This window comes from Brevibacillus sedimenti (assembly GCF_020923495.1).
Classification (GTDB): domain Bacteria; phylum Bacillota; class Bacilli; order Brevibacillales; family Brevibacillaceae; genus Brevibacillus; species Brevibacillus aydinogluensis.
This window is the reverse complement of the sequence record NZ_CP064048.1, coordinates 2,970,231-2,984,661: the sequence shown is the minus strand read 5'-3', so window position 1 is coordinate 2,984,661 and position 14,431 is coordinate 2,970,231. Positions and strand designations below refer to the sequence as shown.

At 59.6% G+C, this 14,431-nt stretch carries 13 protein-coding genes; 1 reads left to right on the top strand and 12 read right to left on the bottom strand.

Annotated elements, in window-relative coordinates:
- Positions 1 to 13: 13 nt before the first annotated feature.
- Entirely contained in the window at positions 14 to 697 is a 684-nt protein-coding gene (locus tag IRT44_RS14710) for a hypothetical protein (protein ID WP_171564937.1), read from the bottom strand.
- Positions 698 to 830: 133 nt separating this feature from the next.
- Between IRT44_RS14710 and IRT44_RS14705 the strand changes: the two genes are divergently transcribed.
- Entirely contained in the window at positions 831 to 992 is a 162-nt protein-coding gene (locus IRT44_RS14705; RefSeq protein WP_171564938.1) for a hypothetical protein, read from the top strand.
- A gap of 82 nt (positions 993 to 1,074) precedes the next feature.
- Here the strand turns inward: IRT44_RS14705 and IRT44_RS14700 are convergent, their stop codons facing one another.
- The 11 genes from IRT44_RS14700 to bshA all read right to left on the bottom strand — a co-directional run bounded on the left by IRT44_RS14700 (position 1,075) and on the right by bshA (position 14,417).
- Entirely contained in the window at positions 1,075 to 2,373 is a 1,299-nt protein-coding gene (locus tag IRT44_RS14700) for an amidohydrolase (RefSeq protein WP_230076894.1), read from the bottom strand.
- 15 nt (positions 2,374 to 2,388) lie between these two features.
- Positions 2,389 to 3,012: a redox-sensing transcriptional repressor Rex gene (locus IRT44_RS14695; protein WP_171564940.1), complete on the bottom strand. Its 624-nt coding sequence runs from the start codon at positions 3,010 to 3,012 to the stop codon at positions 2,389 to 2,391.
- Between the two features lie 17 nt (positions 3,013 to 3,029).
- On the bottom strand, positions 3,030 to 3,923 hold the full coding sequence (locus tag IRT44_RS14690) for a ComEC/Rec2 family competence protein (RefSeq protein WP_171564941.1): 894 nt from the start codon (positions 3,921 to 3,923) through the stop codon (positions 3,030 to 3,032).
- Positions 3,924 to 4,013: 90 nt separating this feature from the next.
- Positions 4,014 to 6,896, bottom strand: a complete 2,883-nt coding sequence (gene dinG / locus IRT44_RS14685; RefSeq protein WP_230076893.1) for an ATP-dependent DNA helicase DinG — start codon at positions 6,894 to 6,896, stop codon at positions 4,014 to 4,016.
- Between the two features lie 46 nt (positions 6,897 to 6,942).
- Complete coding sequence (locus IRT44_RS14680) at positions 6,943 to 8,496, bottom strand: tetratricopeptide repeat protein (protein ID WP_230076892.1); 1,554 nt, start codon at positions 8,494 to 8,496, stop codon at positions 6,943 to 6,945.
- Between the two features lie 79 nt (positions 8,497 to 8,575).
- The gene (gene panD, locus IRT44_RS14675) at positions 8,576 to 8,959 is read right to left on the bottom strand and encodes an aspartate 1-decarboxylase (protein WP_171564944.1); all 384 of its coding nucleotides are present in this window, start codon (positions 8,957 to 8,959) and stop codon (positions 8,576 to 8,578) included.
- A 32-nt stretch (positions 8,960 to 8,991) separates the two neighbouring features.
- Positions 8,992 to 9,852 (bottom strand): pantoate--beta-alanine ligase, encoded by an 861-nt coding sequence (gene panC, locus IRT44_RS14670; protein ID WP_230076891.1) that lies wholly within the window; start codon positions 9,850 to 9,852, stop codon positions 8,992 to 8,994.
- A complete protein-coding gene (gene panB / locus IRT44_RS14665) occupies positions 9,852 to 10,715 on the bottom strand; it encodes a 3-methyl-2-oxobutanoate hydroxymethyltransferase (protein ID WP_171564945.1) in 864 nt (287 codons plus the stop codon). Before panB ends, panC begins: the two co-directional genes overlap by 1 nt.
- Before the next feature lie 251 nt (positions 10,716 to 10,966).
- Positions 10,967 to 11,950, bottom strand: a complete 984-nt coding sequence (locus IRT44_RS14660; protein WP_230076890.1) for a biotin--[acetyl-CoA-carboxylase] ligase — start codon at positions 11,948 to 11,950, stop codon at positions 10,967 to 10,969.
- A 6-nt stretch (positions 11,951 to 11,956) separates the two neighbouring features.
- Positions 11,957 to 13,171 carry a CCA tRNA nucleotidyltransferase gene (locus tag IRT44_RS14655; RefSeq protein ID WP_230076889.1) on the bottom strand — a complete coding sequence of 405 codons (1,215 nt, stop codon included), beginning with the start codon at positions 13,169 to 13,171 and terminating at the stop codon, positions 11,957 to 11,959.
- Between the two features lie 118 nt (positions 13,172 to 13,289).
- On the bottom strand, positions 13,290 to 14,417 hold the full coding sequence (bshA, locus tag IRT44_RS14650; RefSeq protein WP_212132001.1) for an N-acetyl-alpha-D-glucosaminyl L-malate synthase BshA: 1,128 nt from the start codon (positions 14,415 to 14,417) through the stop codon (positions 13,290 to 13,292).
- Positions 14,418 to 14,431: the final 14 nt, after the last annotated feature.

The following is a 14,431-nucleotide window of genomic DNA, read 5'->3' as shown; positions in this document are numbered from 1 at the left end:
TATCCTCCATACGTTACAGCCGGAAGCGAAGCTGGTCCTGCTTCGTGCCGGCCGGTGTCTTCATTTGCAGCAGTACGTCCAACTGCCGCAATTCCCGTGTCGCACCATCGTACCACACATGGTAATCCACGGAAATCTGGCGGGCCATTTCCGCCTCCTGGATGGGAAATGACGGTCCCAGCCACGTCGCCAAAAGCGAGCTGACCTCTTCAGCCGGGATGGACAAGCGGTACCCCTGCCACGCCCGGTTGGAGGGGTCCGACACGGCCAGCGGCGTGACCGAGTGCAGGTGAGCTTTCAACAGTGCCGCATGCTCGTGGGGCGTAAACAGGGCATAGGGCAGCGCTGTGTGGTCCTGCACCTGGCCGTCCACGCTCACGCTGACATCCTGTCCGCTTCGCCTAAGTTCCATGTGGTGACCGTCAAACTCCCCGCTTACTTGAAACTGCTGTCCCTGGTAGCGTCCGCTCAGGACGTGATCTTTGAGCAATACTTCAAACGGCCTCTCCTGTTGCCCGGTGAGCTGGTCCAAGAGAGCGGCCACGACCGTCCGATCCGCTTCCGCACGTTCCGCCTCCGCCATGATGGTCACCTTCCCGTCGTGCCGGTTGTGCAGTGCCCCCAGCGACACGCCAAGGAAAAACAGGCCGAGAAAAACAGGGATCAGCCACCAGAGCTGCTTGGGCCGGACGTACATGTCCTTCCCCTCCTGTCCCGTTTTTCCTTACCCTATGTGCGGCGGGAAGGTTTTAGAACGCTACGGAAAACTTGCTAAACATACCCCCGGTCGTCCCGGTCATACTACAGATACACCCCGAGGAGGTGAGCGCGTGAAACCGTCGCAACGAACGACATCTCCTGACGTGCTAGGGTATCTGCTCCAGGAATACCGCGTCTCCTGGGCAGCGTTGTCGTCGCCGCTGAGAACCTTGACCCACTCGCCCACACTTAAGTTCCGCCACGCCCCGCTTACGGACGTGTGGAAAAAATGAGCGTGGCATGGCGTCCAAACAAAACTTCCCCTACCTACACCTACGCTCCCCTTCTCCTGTCACTTGCCCTGACAGGAGACTTTTACCGTTTCAGCGTTTGGAACACGCGGTTTGCTTCAAAAATCACGCGCTCCTCGTCCACAGTCAACAGCTCGCGGTTGCGCATCAGGAACCGGCCGGCCACGATCGTGTCGGTCACGTCCCGGCCATTGGCCGCATACACCACGTGGGAGACCGGGTTGTGAGCGGGATGGAAATGGGCCTGATGGCTGTCCAGGACGATCAGGTCGGCCTGCTTGCCAGTCTCAATCGACCCCAGCGCATCCGGCTGGAACACGCCATCCGCCCCGTAGCGGGTAGCCATGCGCAGCGCTTCTTCCGCCGGAACGGCAACGGGATCGTAGCTCACTCCCTTGTGCAGAATGGCAGCCAGCTTCAACTCTTCAAACAGGTTCAGGTTGTTGTTGCTGGCGGTGCTGTCTGTACCCAGCGAAACGCTGATCCCCTTCGCCAACATTTTGGGAACCGGCGCCACGCCGCTGGCCAGCTTCAGGTTGCTCACCACATTGTGGGAGACTTTCACCTGATAGTTTGCCAATACATCTATTTCTTCATCCGTCAAATGGACGGCATGTGCTACCAGCGTCGGACGGCGGAACACGCCCAGTTTTTCCAGGTGGGCGACCGGACGAAGGCCATAATCCTGCTCGTTTTGCCCCACTTCCCACTTCGTTTCCGACATGTGGATGTGAATCGGCAAAGCAAGCTCTTCTGCCCGTTCCACAATTTGCATGATAAATTCCGGCGGGCAGGTGTAAGGCGCATGGGGTGCAAGCATCGTGGTGATGCGGCCGTCCGCCTGATTGTGCCAGTTTTTGGCAAAATCGGTGGCCTCCTCAAGTTTTGCCGCCCGCTCTTCCTCCGAGCAGAGGCCGATCATGCCGCGGCACAGCCGGGCGCGCATCCCGGTTGCTTCCACAGCTTTCGCCACTTCGTCCATGTGGTCGTACATGTCGACAAACGTTGTCGTCCCCGTGCGAATCATTTCAATCAGCGACAGGTATGTGCCCCATTTCACATGGTCGCCGGTAAACTGCGCTTCCAGCGGCCACATTTTGTCTTCGAGCCACTGCTGCAGCGGCAGATCGTCTGAGTATCCGCGCAACAGCGACATGCCCGCATGGCCGTGCGTGTTGATCAGGCCCGGCAGGACGTAGTTGCCCTTCAGGTCGATCACCTCGTCGTAGCCGGACACATCCTCAGGCGTCGGCCCAACGTACGTAATCGTGCTGCCGGCAAACGCGACGGCCCCATCATGAATCACTTCGTTCTGTTCGTTTACGGTGATCACGGTGGCGTGAGTCAAGATCGTCTGTTTCATCGTACCACTCCGTTCTTACGTTAGATAATAAGCCAGGCTTTGCAGACTGGACGTCACATCCGCATAGTGGATGCGCACCTCTTTCTCCGTCCGAATGGTCGTCGGCGCGAAGTTGAGAATGCCTTCGATCCCCGCCTCGATCAAGAGATCGGCCACTGATTGTGCGGCGGCAGCCGGGACCGTAATGATCGCCAGGCGAATGTGACGCTCCTTCACCGTCTCTTTCAGCTCTTCCAACGGCTGGATCGTGATCCCTGCGATCTGCTTGCCCTGCTTGGCCGGATCGCTGTCAAAAATCGCCGCGATCCGTATCTGATCCTTCAGGAACGCATTGTAATTGCTGATGGCATGGCCGAGATGGCCGGCGCCGACGAGCGCGACGCGGATTTCCTGATCCAGTTTGAGAATCTGGCGGATTTTTTCCACCAGGTAGTTGACGTCATAGCCGATGCCTTTTTTGCCGAAATCGCCGAACGCGGCTAAATCTTTGCGGATTTGGGCGGGGTTGATGTCCAGATTTTTGCCCATCTGCTGGGAGGATACCGTCGTCACGCCCACTTGCTGCAGATAGCTCAAATAGCGCAGATAGATCGGCAAACGGCGAACAACCGCTTCTGAAATTTTTTCACTTTTGGCCACCGTACGGTCCTCCCTCCTTACGTTTTTCGCTTGACGACACGGTAATCGCGGCCGTTGGACAGAATCGTGATCGTGCCGTGCTGGCTGGTGATGAAGGTCTCCGCCCATGATTCGCCCAGTCGTTCCAGCACTTCCTCCTGGCTGTCTTTCAGCTCGTTTCGGGACTTGCCGGTCAGAATGACTGCCACCTGCGGGTCCACCTTGGAGAGAAACGGCTGGGAAGAGGCCTGATTTCTCCCCTGGTCGGCCACCTTCAGCACTTCCGCCTTCAACTGCCCGCCGTACTGCTCCAATAGGCGCTCTTCCGCCTTTTCATTGATGGCGCTGGCGAAGAGAAAGCGAAGCTGGCCGTGTCGCAGCCGGAATACCAGGGAATTGTCCTGCGGAGACAAAAACAGCGGTTCGCTGGGATGAAGCACGTCCAACACCACGTCGTTGTCCAGTCTGATCGCGTCGCCGTCCGCGACGGGCAACAGCTTCTTGTCCCCTTTGAGCGGGACAAACCCGCGAATCGACGGCTCGATCAGACGGGGCAGAATGACCGTATCCACCAGCATCCGGTCACTGAGGAAGGCAAAGCCTCCCGCTTGTTCCGGCTGATCGTTGGTCACGACGACGTAGTCCAGCCGCGTCAGTTTTTGCTCGGACAACAAGCCAAACAAGACGGGCCAGTCTTCCGCGCTTCCCGTGTCGACCAGCATGGTCTTTCCGCTTGGCAGTCGGATCAGCGTGCTCTCGCCATGCGGCAGGGCGAGAAAGTGGATCACCAGCCCGACAAATTCGCGTTCGTCGTCGCTGGCGTAGGGGTCCTCCACCTTCACCGCGTTCTGCAAATGACTGTCGATCGAACAGCCGGCGAACAGCACGACGCACAGCAGCAGCCAACAAGCCTTACGCGTAATCCCCAGCATTTATTCTATCACCTAAATCCCTGCGAGACTATTGCTTCATTTTATGAGCCTCGCCAGGATTGCATGCAGACCGGCGCTCAACGCCTTTCGTTACGTGCCGGTCTCTTGGGCCAGAAACGGACCGATCCGTTCACGGAGCTCCGGCCAGGTGCCCGTCTGCACCTGAAACGGCGGCAGGGATTGCAAAAACGCCCGGCCGTAGCGTGACTCGATGATGCGTGCGTCAAACACGACCACGACGCCGCGATCCAAATGATGCCGGATCAGCCGGCCGACGCCCTGCTTGAACTGGATCACTGCTTGCGGCAGAGCCAGCGACATGAAGGCGTTTTTCCCGACTGCTTTCAACTGCTCCGCTCTCCCCTGATATACAGGATGGTTGGGCGGCGTAAAGGGAAGCCGCACGATGACCAGGCAGCTGAGCGCTTCGCCGGGGATGTCCACGCCTTCCCAAAAGCTGCTGGTCCCCAGCAGCACGCTATGTTCCAGCTGTTGGAACAGCCGGACCAGCTTGCTGCGGTTGCTGCTGTCAATGCCGTGGCCAAGCAGGGTGTATGGCTCGTCCGTCAACTGCTCCTTCATCATCTGGTATACCTGGCGGAGCATCGAGTGAGACGTAAACAGGATCAGTGTTCGACCACCGGCGGCGCGGATCACGTCCAGGCAGCCCTGCACGACTGCTTCCATGTAGTGTTCGTCGCTTTCTTTTCCCGGGGTGGGAAAATCAGAAGGGATGAACAGCAGTCCCTGTTCCTCATAGGCAAACGGGGAGGGCAGGGTCAGGGTGCGGACCTTCTCCTCCGGCAGCCGGTCCAGGCCAAACCGCTCGATCATGTAGGTAAAGCTGTTCTTCACCGTCAAGGTGGCCGAGGTGAGAATCAGACTGCGTTTTGCGGCAAACAGCGGATGGGCAAGCACATCGGCGACGTTTAGCGGTGCGGCGTGCAAATAGACGTGCTTGCGCGGAGTGCGGGCCTCCACTTCCATCCAGCAGACGTACGCCGTGTCCGGTTCCAGCAAAAAAAAGTGAAGCAGTTCGGCCGTTTCCTGAAGTTCGTCCACCAGGCCGGACACATCCGTCCGCAAGCTGCGCAGCTCATACGGCGGTTTTTCGTCGGCGGGGATGCACGCAAGCAGGCGGTCGATCAAAGCGGTGTACGACGTGAGGGCATCGATCACCCGGCGCGCCGCTCTGCGAATCCGCTCGTGTCGGCCGGAAAACGACTCCTTGCGGTACCGCACGGTTTCATGCCCGGTATCGGTCGTCTCCTCTCCCCGATCCGCCGCCCATTTGTACAGCAGCTGAGTCAACTGCAACGCCTTTTCGCGCAGCGCGGGCAACAGCCCGTCCATCTCTTCCAGGATCTCCGCGACTCTGCCCCCCTCATCCGCCTGCCAATCCAGCAGTTCGGCGGTGAAGCGGCGCACAAGGCTGCCTTCTTCCGTTGCCGCCCGATCCAGGAGGAACATCATTCCTGCTGTGGACAACTGCTTGCCGAGATGAGCGGTAGCGATCTCTTCCAGATGGTGCGCCTCGTCGATTACTGCCGTCTCATACGGCGGCAGGATCCGGCTGTCTGCCTGCAAATCGCTGATTAAAAGCGCGTGGTTGACGATCAGGATGTCCGCGTCCCGCGCCCGCTCCCGGGCCTGGAAATAGTAGCAGCGGCTGAACCACGGGCAGTTTCTGTGCAGGCAGGAAGCGGCATCGCTGTTCACCTGCTGCCAGTACAACTGTCCGGTGGCGGGCAGGCTCAGCTCTTCCACATCGCCCGTTTCCGTCTGGGTCAGCCAGATGAGCATTTGCCCTTTAACCAGGCGCAGTTCCTGACTGTTTCCCTCCACGGGTTCCTCCAGGCTTTGTTCAAACTTGCGCAAGCAGAGATAATTGCCCCGCCCCTTCAGCGTGGCGGCGGTAAAGTCAAACGGCAGCGATTGTTTCAGTGCAGGGATGTCCTTATGAAACAACTGCTCCTGCAGGTGGATGGTGTGCGTGCTGATCACCACGGGTTCACGATTCTGTTTGGCCCACACGATGCTGGGCAGCAGGTAGGCGAGCGATTTGCCGGTCCCGGTCCCCGCTTCCACCAGCAGATGGGCACCATCGCTCATCGCGTCATGGATCGCGCGCATCATCGCTTCCTGCGCTTCCCGCCGCTGATAGCCAGGCAGGTTGCGCCCCAGCGCCGCCTGTTCATCCAGCATCTGCTCCAGCAACTCGGCAAACGGTTTTGTCGGCGCGTCGGACCGGGCAAGCGGCACCTTGGCACGTCCGTCCCGTTTGCGCAGGGCAAGCTGGCGGTACACGTCCCACAGCTTTGACTCGTCTGCCCTGGTGCCGGATTCATCCAAAAGCGGCACCTCCGCCAGCTTTTCCATCTCAATGTGGCGCAGCAGCACGTCGATGTCAGTGCGAAACGACGAAACGAGCATTTGCAGCCGCTGCACCGTCACCAACGGAAGTTGGCGCAGGATGTCCAACAGATGCAAAAACAGCCTGGCCGTCGCCAACGCGTCGCTGTCCGCCTGATGCGGACGGTCGTGTTCGATCTGCAGGTCATCGGCCAATTCCCCCAGGCGGTAGCTGTTTTGCATCGGCATCAAAAAGCGGGACAATTCCACCGTGTCCAGCACATATCCGTCAAACGTATAATAGCCCTGGCTCAGCAGGGCTTCTTGCAAAAATTGCAGGTCAAATGCGGCATTGTGAGCGACAAAAGCCCGCCCCTCCAGCATGCGCAGGAACCTGGGGAGCGCTTCCTCCAGCGAGGGGGCATCTGCCACCATGTCGTCTGTGATGCCGGTCAACTGCGTAATAAACGGCGGGATCGGCTGCCCGGGATTGATCAGGGTGGAGTAGCTCTCCGTAATCTGCCCGTCGTCGATGGCGACGGCGCCAATCTGGATGATGCTGTCCCCCTGCCGCGGGTGGCTTCCCGTTGTCTCAAAGTCTACGACGATAAAACGATTCAATCTCTTGTCACCTCGTACGTGCGCGGACAGTAGGGCGTCCGCTTCCCTAGCATTCGGCAGCGTCCGTACATATTCCTGCTCCGGTCACTGTCTCCGGCTGCAAAAGCTCGCTGGCGACCGTCGGTCCCCCAAGTTTGGCGGCGCACAACTGCAGGTAGAGCGGAATTTCCTGAAAGTGGCCGCTGTGGGGAAGCACCCGTCGAAAATAGTGCTCCGCCAGCCGCCAATTCTCCTCCGCAACGGCAATCCGGCCGAGATGGTAATACCCGAGCGAACGAATATACGGATCACCGTCCTCGGTAAACGGCGCGGCCAATCGCTTGGCTGTCAGCGTGTCCCCCAGCCGCTCGTATGCGGTGATCAGTCCGGACTGGGCCAGCCGGTGATCCCGCTGGTTGCTTAGGATCGAGCGAAACGTCGCCAGCGCGTCGTCCACCCGGCCGTCAAACAGCAGCATCCAGCCGTAGCTGAAGGTAAAGTCGGGATTGTCCGGCGCTAGGCTGATCGCTTTTTTCATCAGGGTCAGCGCCCGCCGCGTGCCGGCGATTAACCAGGTGTTCCAGGCCAATCCGTGCCACGCCCACCCTTCGCGAGGAAATCGCTCTACCAAAAAGTGGTAGCACACCTGGGCGCGGTGATAGTTGCCCAACGATTCATAGAGGCTGGCCATCTCCCGCAGTGTCTCGCTGTCCAGCTTGCGCGTCGGCAGTTTCAGCAAGTCCGGAGGCAGCGGCTGCGCCGACTCGTCACGCGCCTGCAGGATGCGGGCCGCCCTCAACCAGAGCAATTGCGCTTCCCAGTCAGAATCCCCCTCGTGAAGCAGCGATTCGATCGTCTCCAGCGCCTCCTGCACATCGTCGTCCTGCAGGTAGCAGAGCGCCAGGTTAAACCGCGCCTCCCGCTGTTCCGGATGGTGTTCGAGCGCCGTCTTGAAGGCTTGTGCCGCCTCCAGCCACTGCCGTTCTTCCGCCAGCATGCAGCCGATCGCATTGTAGCTGATCGCCGCCACCACCGGCGATTGGGCTGAGCGGCTGAGCAGGCGGAATTCCCGGAGCGCTTCCTCTCTCGCCTCGGAAAACAACAGGCTGTAGGCGTAATACAGCCGACCGCTCTCCCAGTCCGGCGATTCCTTGAGCAGTTCGGCAAAGCACTGCCGGGCGTCCTGATAGAGGCGAAGCTGATAAAACCCTTCGCCTTTGCGGTACATGTGCTCAAAGGGACGACCGGCCACATCTGCCGGGAACGTCCCCAGGTTTACGGCGGCCGTGCTGCTGACATCGTCATGTTGTGTCCCCGACGATGCGTTGACGTCCGTAGTTTCCATCGCAGGTGCGGCTGCGCCCGGTTGACTTGCATCAGCAGACGGATACTCACCCTCCAATTGCGGGTATTCTCCCTCCAGCTGCTTGATATGGCGAATCGCAATGGACAGCTTTTCCTCAAACTGCAGCCACAGATCGACTACCCGATCACTCACCTGGCGCAGTTCAAACAACTCTTCGGCGAGCCGGAGCTTTTCATCCTGGGACGCCGTCGGCCACTTTCGTTCGATTGTCTCTGCTTTGGAACGCAGCGCAGAGAACCATTCTTCCAGCTTCATAAAAAAGCCACCCCCTTGTGGCGTGAGTAGTCTCATTGTCTCACAAGGCAGGTGGCTCTATGCAGGCCTGCCGCTTCCGTCAATAGACGGTCGCGTGCACTTCCTCCGCCAGCAATTGGGCAATTTTGTTGTTTTCGTCCATAATGGCTACGCGCGGCTTGTGGGTGCGAGCTTCTTCGTCCGACATCATCGCGTAGGAAATGATGATGACGATGTCGCCCGGCTGCACCAGGCGGGCGGCGGCTCCGTTCAGGCAGATTACCCCGCTGCCCGGCTCCCCTTCGATTACGTAGGTTTCCAGGCGCGCGCCGTTGTTGTTGTTGACGACTTGCACCTTTTCGTTCGGCAGGATGTCCAGCGCATCGAGGATTTCCTTGTCGATGGTGATGCTGCCGACGTAGTTCAGGTTGGCTTCCGTGACGGTGGCGCGGTGGATTTTTGCTTTCATCATCGTGCGAAACACGGCGGTCTCCTCCCTATTTTCTGTCGTGGTCGCTATACGGTTACGAGCATGTTGTCGATCAGGCGAGTGCGGCCGAACCGCACCGCCAGGGCGAATATCAGCTGCTGGCCGGGGCTGGCCGTGTCCACTGGCGTCAATCGCGGGTACGTCAGCACCTCGACATAATCAATCTCGGCCAACGGCTCGGCCGTGATCATCTCCGCCATGCGCTGCTTGATCTCGTCAAGCGGAACGCCCTCTTTGAGCCACGCATCCGCCTGTTTGAGGCTGCGGTACAGGACGGTGGCCTGCTGCCGTTCCTCCGGGCTGAGATAGACGTTGCGCGAGCTCATCGCCAATCCGTCCGGTTCGCGCACGATCGGGCAGGGCACGATCTGCACCGGAACAGACAAATCCTCCACCATCTGGCTGATGACGGCTAGCTGCTGGGCGTCCTTTTGTCCAAAAAAGGCGGCATCCGGCTGGACGATCTGAAACAGCTTCAACACGACAGTCGCTACGCCGTCAAAGTGACCTGGACGGCATTGTCCGCACAGCGGCTCGGACACCTGCGCCACGGAGACGGTCGTCAACACCTGACGCGGGTACATTTCCTCCACGCTCGGGGTGAACAGGAGGTCAACTCCGGCAGACCGGGCCAGTTCACGGTCCCGTTCCAGATCGCGCGGATAGCGATCAAAATCCTCGTTGGGCCCAAATTGCAGCGGGTTGACAAAAATGCTCATCACGACAAAATCGCACGTCTCCCGCGCCTTCTTGACCAGGCTGAGGTGGCCGTCATGGAGATAGCCCATGGTGGGCACAAAGCCGATCCGTTTCCCCTGCCGGCGCGCTTCGCCGACCAAACGGCGCAGTTCGGCAATCGTGGGTACCTGCAGCATGCGTTCGATCATCACCGGTTCACTCCTTCTCCGTAGAGCTGTTTCACCGTTTCCTCCGCCGCGTGAAAGACGTGTTCGGGAGCCGGAAAACGGCGCTCCTTCACATCGGAGACGTATGCCGCCACTGCTTCGCGGATGATGGTCCCGGTATCGGCGTAACGCTTGGCGAACTTGGGCTTCCAATCTGACGACCCGTAGCCGACCAGATCGTGCAGGACCAGCACCTGGCCGTCACAGGAGGGACCGGCCCCGATGCCGATGACCGGAATCTCCAGCTTGTCCGCAATGACAGCAGCCACTTCCTGCGGCACACATTCCAGCACGAGCGCAAACACGCCCGCTTCCTCCAGCGCCAGCGCATCTTCCAGCAGACGGCGGGCCTGATGCAGCTCACGCCCCTGCACTTTGTAACCGCCCAATTGGTGAACGGCCTGCGGCGTCAGACCGATGTGCCCCATCACCGGAATACCGGCCTGCACACAGCGCGTGATGATCGGGGACAGCTCCCGGCCCCCCTCCATTTTTACCGCTTTGGCCAGCCCCTCCTGCAGGAGACGGCCCGCGTTTTTCACTGCTTCCTCCACCGTTCCGTGGTAGCTGAGAAACGGCATGTCGCTGACCACGAAGGCCCGCTTGACCGCCCTGGTCACAGCTTTGGTATGGTGCAGCATGTCGTCCATCGTGACCGGGATCGTCGAATCGTATCCCAGTACCACCATCCCGAGCGAATCTCCCACCAGGATCATGTCCGCTCCCGCTTCCTCCACCAGCTTGGCGGAAGGAAAATCGTACGCGGTGACCATGGTGATCGGTTGGCCGTCACGCTTTTTTTTACGCAAATCGGACGTGGTGACCGGCGCCAGGTTGTTTGTCATCTCTCCCACCTCTTTGTGCGCCCCACCCCGTGGACCCATCCGGAAATAAAAAACCCTCTCGCCGAAAAGGGAGAAGGGTGTCCATGCAAACATATGTCCATGGTCGCTGGATTCCTTCTGTCTCGGTCCACACAGGCTCTGAGCAGATTGTAGTCCATTACGATGTGTTGTTCATACATAAAAAATACTCCCGGTTTGGAGTGCCGTTCGCCGGACGATACGGCCTCCACCATAGGAGTATACCAGAAGACTTATTCGTTTGCACCATAATTGACGTCGGCGGAATACACTTTGTTCCGTGCACCCGCGGCGTCTTCGATAATCAGGACGCCTTCTTCGTCGAGACCAACTGCTCGTCCTTCCAGTTCGGAATGGATGGTTTTGACGGTCACCCACCGGCCGATCGTGTAGGAGCACGCTTCCCACTCCGTCTTGATCCGGTCAAAGCCGTGCCGCAAATAGTGGTCGTACTCCGCTTCAAAGATCCGGCAAAACTGCTGGATGAACCGCACCCGGTCGACAGTCGTCCCGCTCTCGATCGCAAGCGACGTGGCAATGTCCCTAAGCTCTTCGGGAAAATCGGCCGCGGCGGTGTTGGCGTTGATGCCGATGCCGATGACGAGGTAATTGACACGGTCCGCTTCCGCATTTAACTCCGTCAGCACGCCGCACACCTTTTTGCCCCCGATAAAAATGTCGTTGGGCCATTTGATCTTGACGTCCACGCCTGTCTCCTGCTGCATCGTCTTGGCCACAGCGACAGCTGTCAGCAGCGTCATCTGCGGTGTTTTCGGAATCGGGATCACGGGACGGACGATCATGCTCATCCAGATGCCCGTGCCCTTGGGCGAATGCCAGGCGCGTCCCAGGCGCCCTTTGCCGCCCGTCTGCTGCTCCGCGATCACCAGGGTCCCTTCCGGCATCCCTTTGGCTGCCGCTTCATGCGCCAACAGCTGGGTGGAGACTACCGTGTCGTAGGCCAACACGTGCTGGCCAATCCGCTTTGTGTCCAAGCCGGCGATGACCGCTTCGGCGGACAGGCGATCAGGGGCGGCCAGCAATCGGTAGCCCGCCTTGCGGACCGCTTCCACCTCGTAGCCTTCCTGACGCAGTTCCTCGATATGCTTCCACACGGCCGTCCGCGAGCAGCCGCAGGTCTGGCTCAGCTCCTCGCCGGAGATAAATCGGCCGGGATTGGCGTGAAACGCCTTTAGGATTTCCTGCTTAATGTTCATGACGCGCTACCTCTCTCCTTGCCTCTTCCACCAGTGCCTCCGGGGTGTTGGGCAGTCCGTGCAGCGCCGTTTGCTCCAACAGGTGCAAGAGCACGCGCTGAATCCATCCCCCGGTTTTCGTTCCAGCGCCGCCTGCAGATCGCGACCGGTGACAGCCAGTTCGCGCAGCGACTTGACCGGCATCGACTCGTAGGCGGCAATCAGCGACCGGGAGGAGCGGCCGTCCTTCCGCTTCCACCAGCACGCCTGCAACAGGTTGTCCGTTTCCATGCAGACTTGCCACCCTGCCTGCAGCAGCAGTCGTCCCCACTCCACGTCGCGCGGCGCATCCCAATCCGGCCGCAGCGACGCCAGCAGCCCGACGAATTGGGCGATCGCTTCCACTTCCCGCTTGGACATCCGAAGCTGTCGACAGAGCGTGCGCGCCTCCTGCGGGTCAAACCGGGCGGCATACATCAGCAGGGCCCACTTTTGGGTGAGCGTACCCAGGTGCACCAGCCGCCACGCCTGCTCGTGCGACGTCCGGAACAGGCGATCGAGCAGCGGAGAAAAACCGGCCAAACCCGTCTGCACGATCAGTTCGATCCCCTTTTGCGGCGCCGCACTGTCGACGATCTTGTGCAGTTCGTCCCGAATTCGCTCTGCGGCGATATGCGACAAGAGCGGTGCCGTTTTCTCCATCGCCGCCAGGGTAACCGGCTCGATGGAAAAGTCAAGCTGCGCGGCAAATCGCACCGCCCTCAACAGCCGGAGGGCATCCTCGCAAAAGCGCCGCTCCGCGACCCCCACCGCCCGGATCAGCCGATCCCGCAGGTCGTCCCGCCCGCGAAACGGATCGCGCAAACGGTCGAACCGATCCATGGCCATCGCGTTGATGGTAAAATCGCGCCGCTCCAGGTCGAGCTGCAGGTCGGAGACGAAGCAGACCTCTGTGGGCCGGCGGTAGTCCTCGTACGTGCTTTCCACCCGGTACGTGGTCACTTCAAACATCTGGCCGTCAAGCCTGACTGAGACGGTGCCGTGCTGCAGGCCGGTAGGAAAGTGATCGGGAAACAGCCGCATGACGTCGCCGGGATGGGCATTCGTACATATATCTATATCGTGTACGGTTCTGCCGAGCAGCCAATCGCGGACGCACCCGCCGACGAAATAGGCTTCATAGCCGTTGTCCTCCAGTGTGCGCAGGATACGAACCGCCAGTTCCTTGAGCAACTCCTTCACCCCGTTTTTTCGTCCGCCCAGCAAAGGAGGCGTTTGTGTGAAAATCGTATATGGCCTGTTCATCATGATTTCCAAGCTGTTTCAGATGGCGAAAAGCAGCCTGTACCGTCCGTGACCGTCATGACGATCCTGAGCCGATCAGCTGGCGGTACAGCGATTCGTACTGGGACGTGATCTTCTCGTGACAGAAGGTTTCACACGACCGCCGGATACTGTTGCGGGACAGGCGATGGAAAAGATCCGGGTCGGTCAACAGGCGCACGGTCCGTTCCGCCATGCCAGCCACGTCCCCGACCGGCAGGAGAAAGCCGCACTCGCCGTCCAGCACCACTTCCGGCAATCCGCCCGCATTGGTCGTCACGACCGGCACGCCGCAGGCCATGGCTTCCAGCGCTACCAGCCCGAAGCTCTCCTTTTCCGACGGGAGCAACATGATGTCGGCCATGGAAATGACCTCGGCCACATCCTCCTGTTTGCCGAGGAAATAGGTGTCCCCTTCCAGACCCAGTTCGGCCACCATGTTGCGTACCGAGGCCAGGTCAGGCCCCTCGCCAATCAGCATCAGCTTGACCGGAAGCTGCTCCCGTACCAGCCGAAAAACTTCGATCACGTCCGGCACCCGCTTGACCGGGCGAAAATTGGAAATGTGCATCAGGATCTTTTCGCCGTTGGGTGCGAACACGCGCTTCCACTCTCCCACCTCTTTGGGATAGTAGCGCCGTTTATCCACAAAATTGTAGACCGGGACGATCTCCTTGTCGACTTGCAGCAGGTCGTACGTCTGCCGGATCAAATCCTTGGAGACGGCGGTGACCAGGTCGCTTTGCTCGATCCCGAAGCGAATCATGCCGCTCAGGCTGGAGTCGTATCCCAGTACGGTAATGTCTGTTCCGTGCAGGGTGGTTACGATCTTGAGCTGTTCGCCCACCATCTGTTTGGCCAGATAGGCGCACAGTGCATGGGGAACAGCGTAATGGACGTGCAGCAGGTCCAGCTTTTCGTTTTGGGCCACCTGCGCCATCCGGTTGGCCAGCGTCAAGTCGTACGGAGGGTATTTGAAAACGTCGTAATGATTTACTTCCACTTCATGGTAAAAAATGTTGGGATGAAACGTTCCCAGGCGGAAAGGCATGCTGGATGTGATAAAGTGAACCTGATGGCCCCGCTCCGCCAGCAGTTTGCCCAATTCCGTGGCAACCACGCCCGATCCGCCCAACGAGGGGTAGCAGGTAATGCCAATCTTCATCGAGGTGTTCTCTC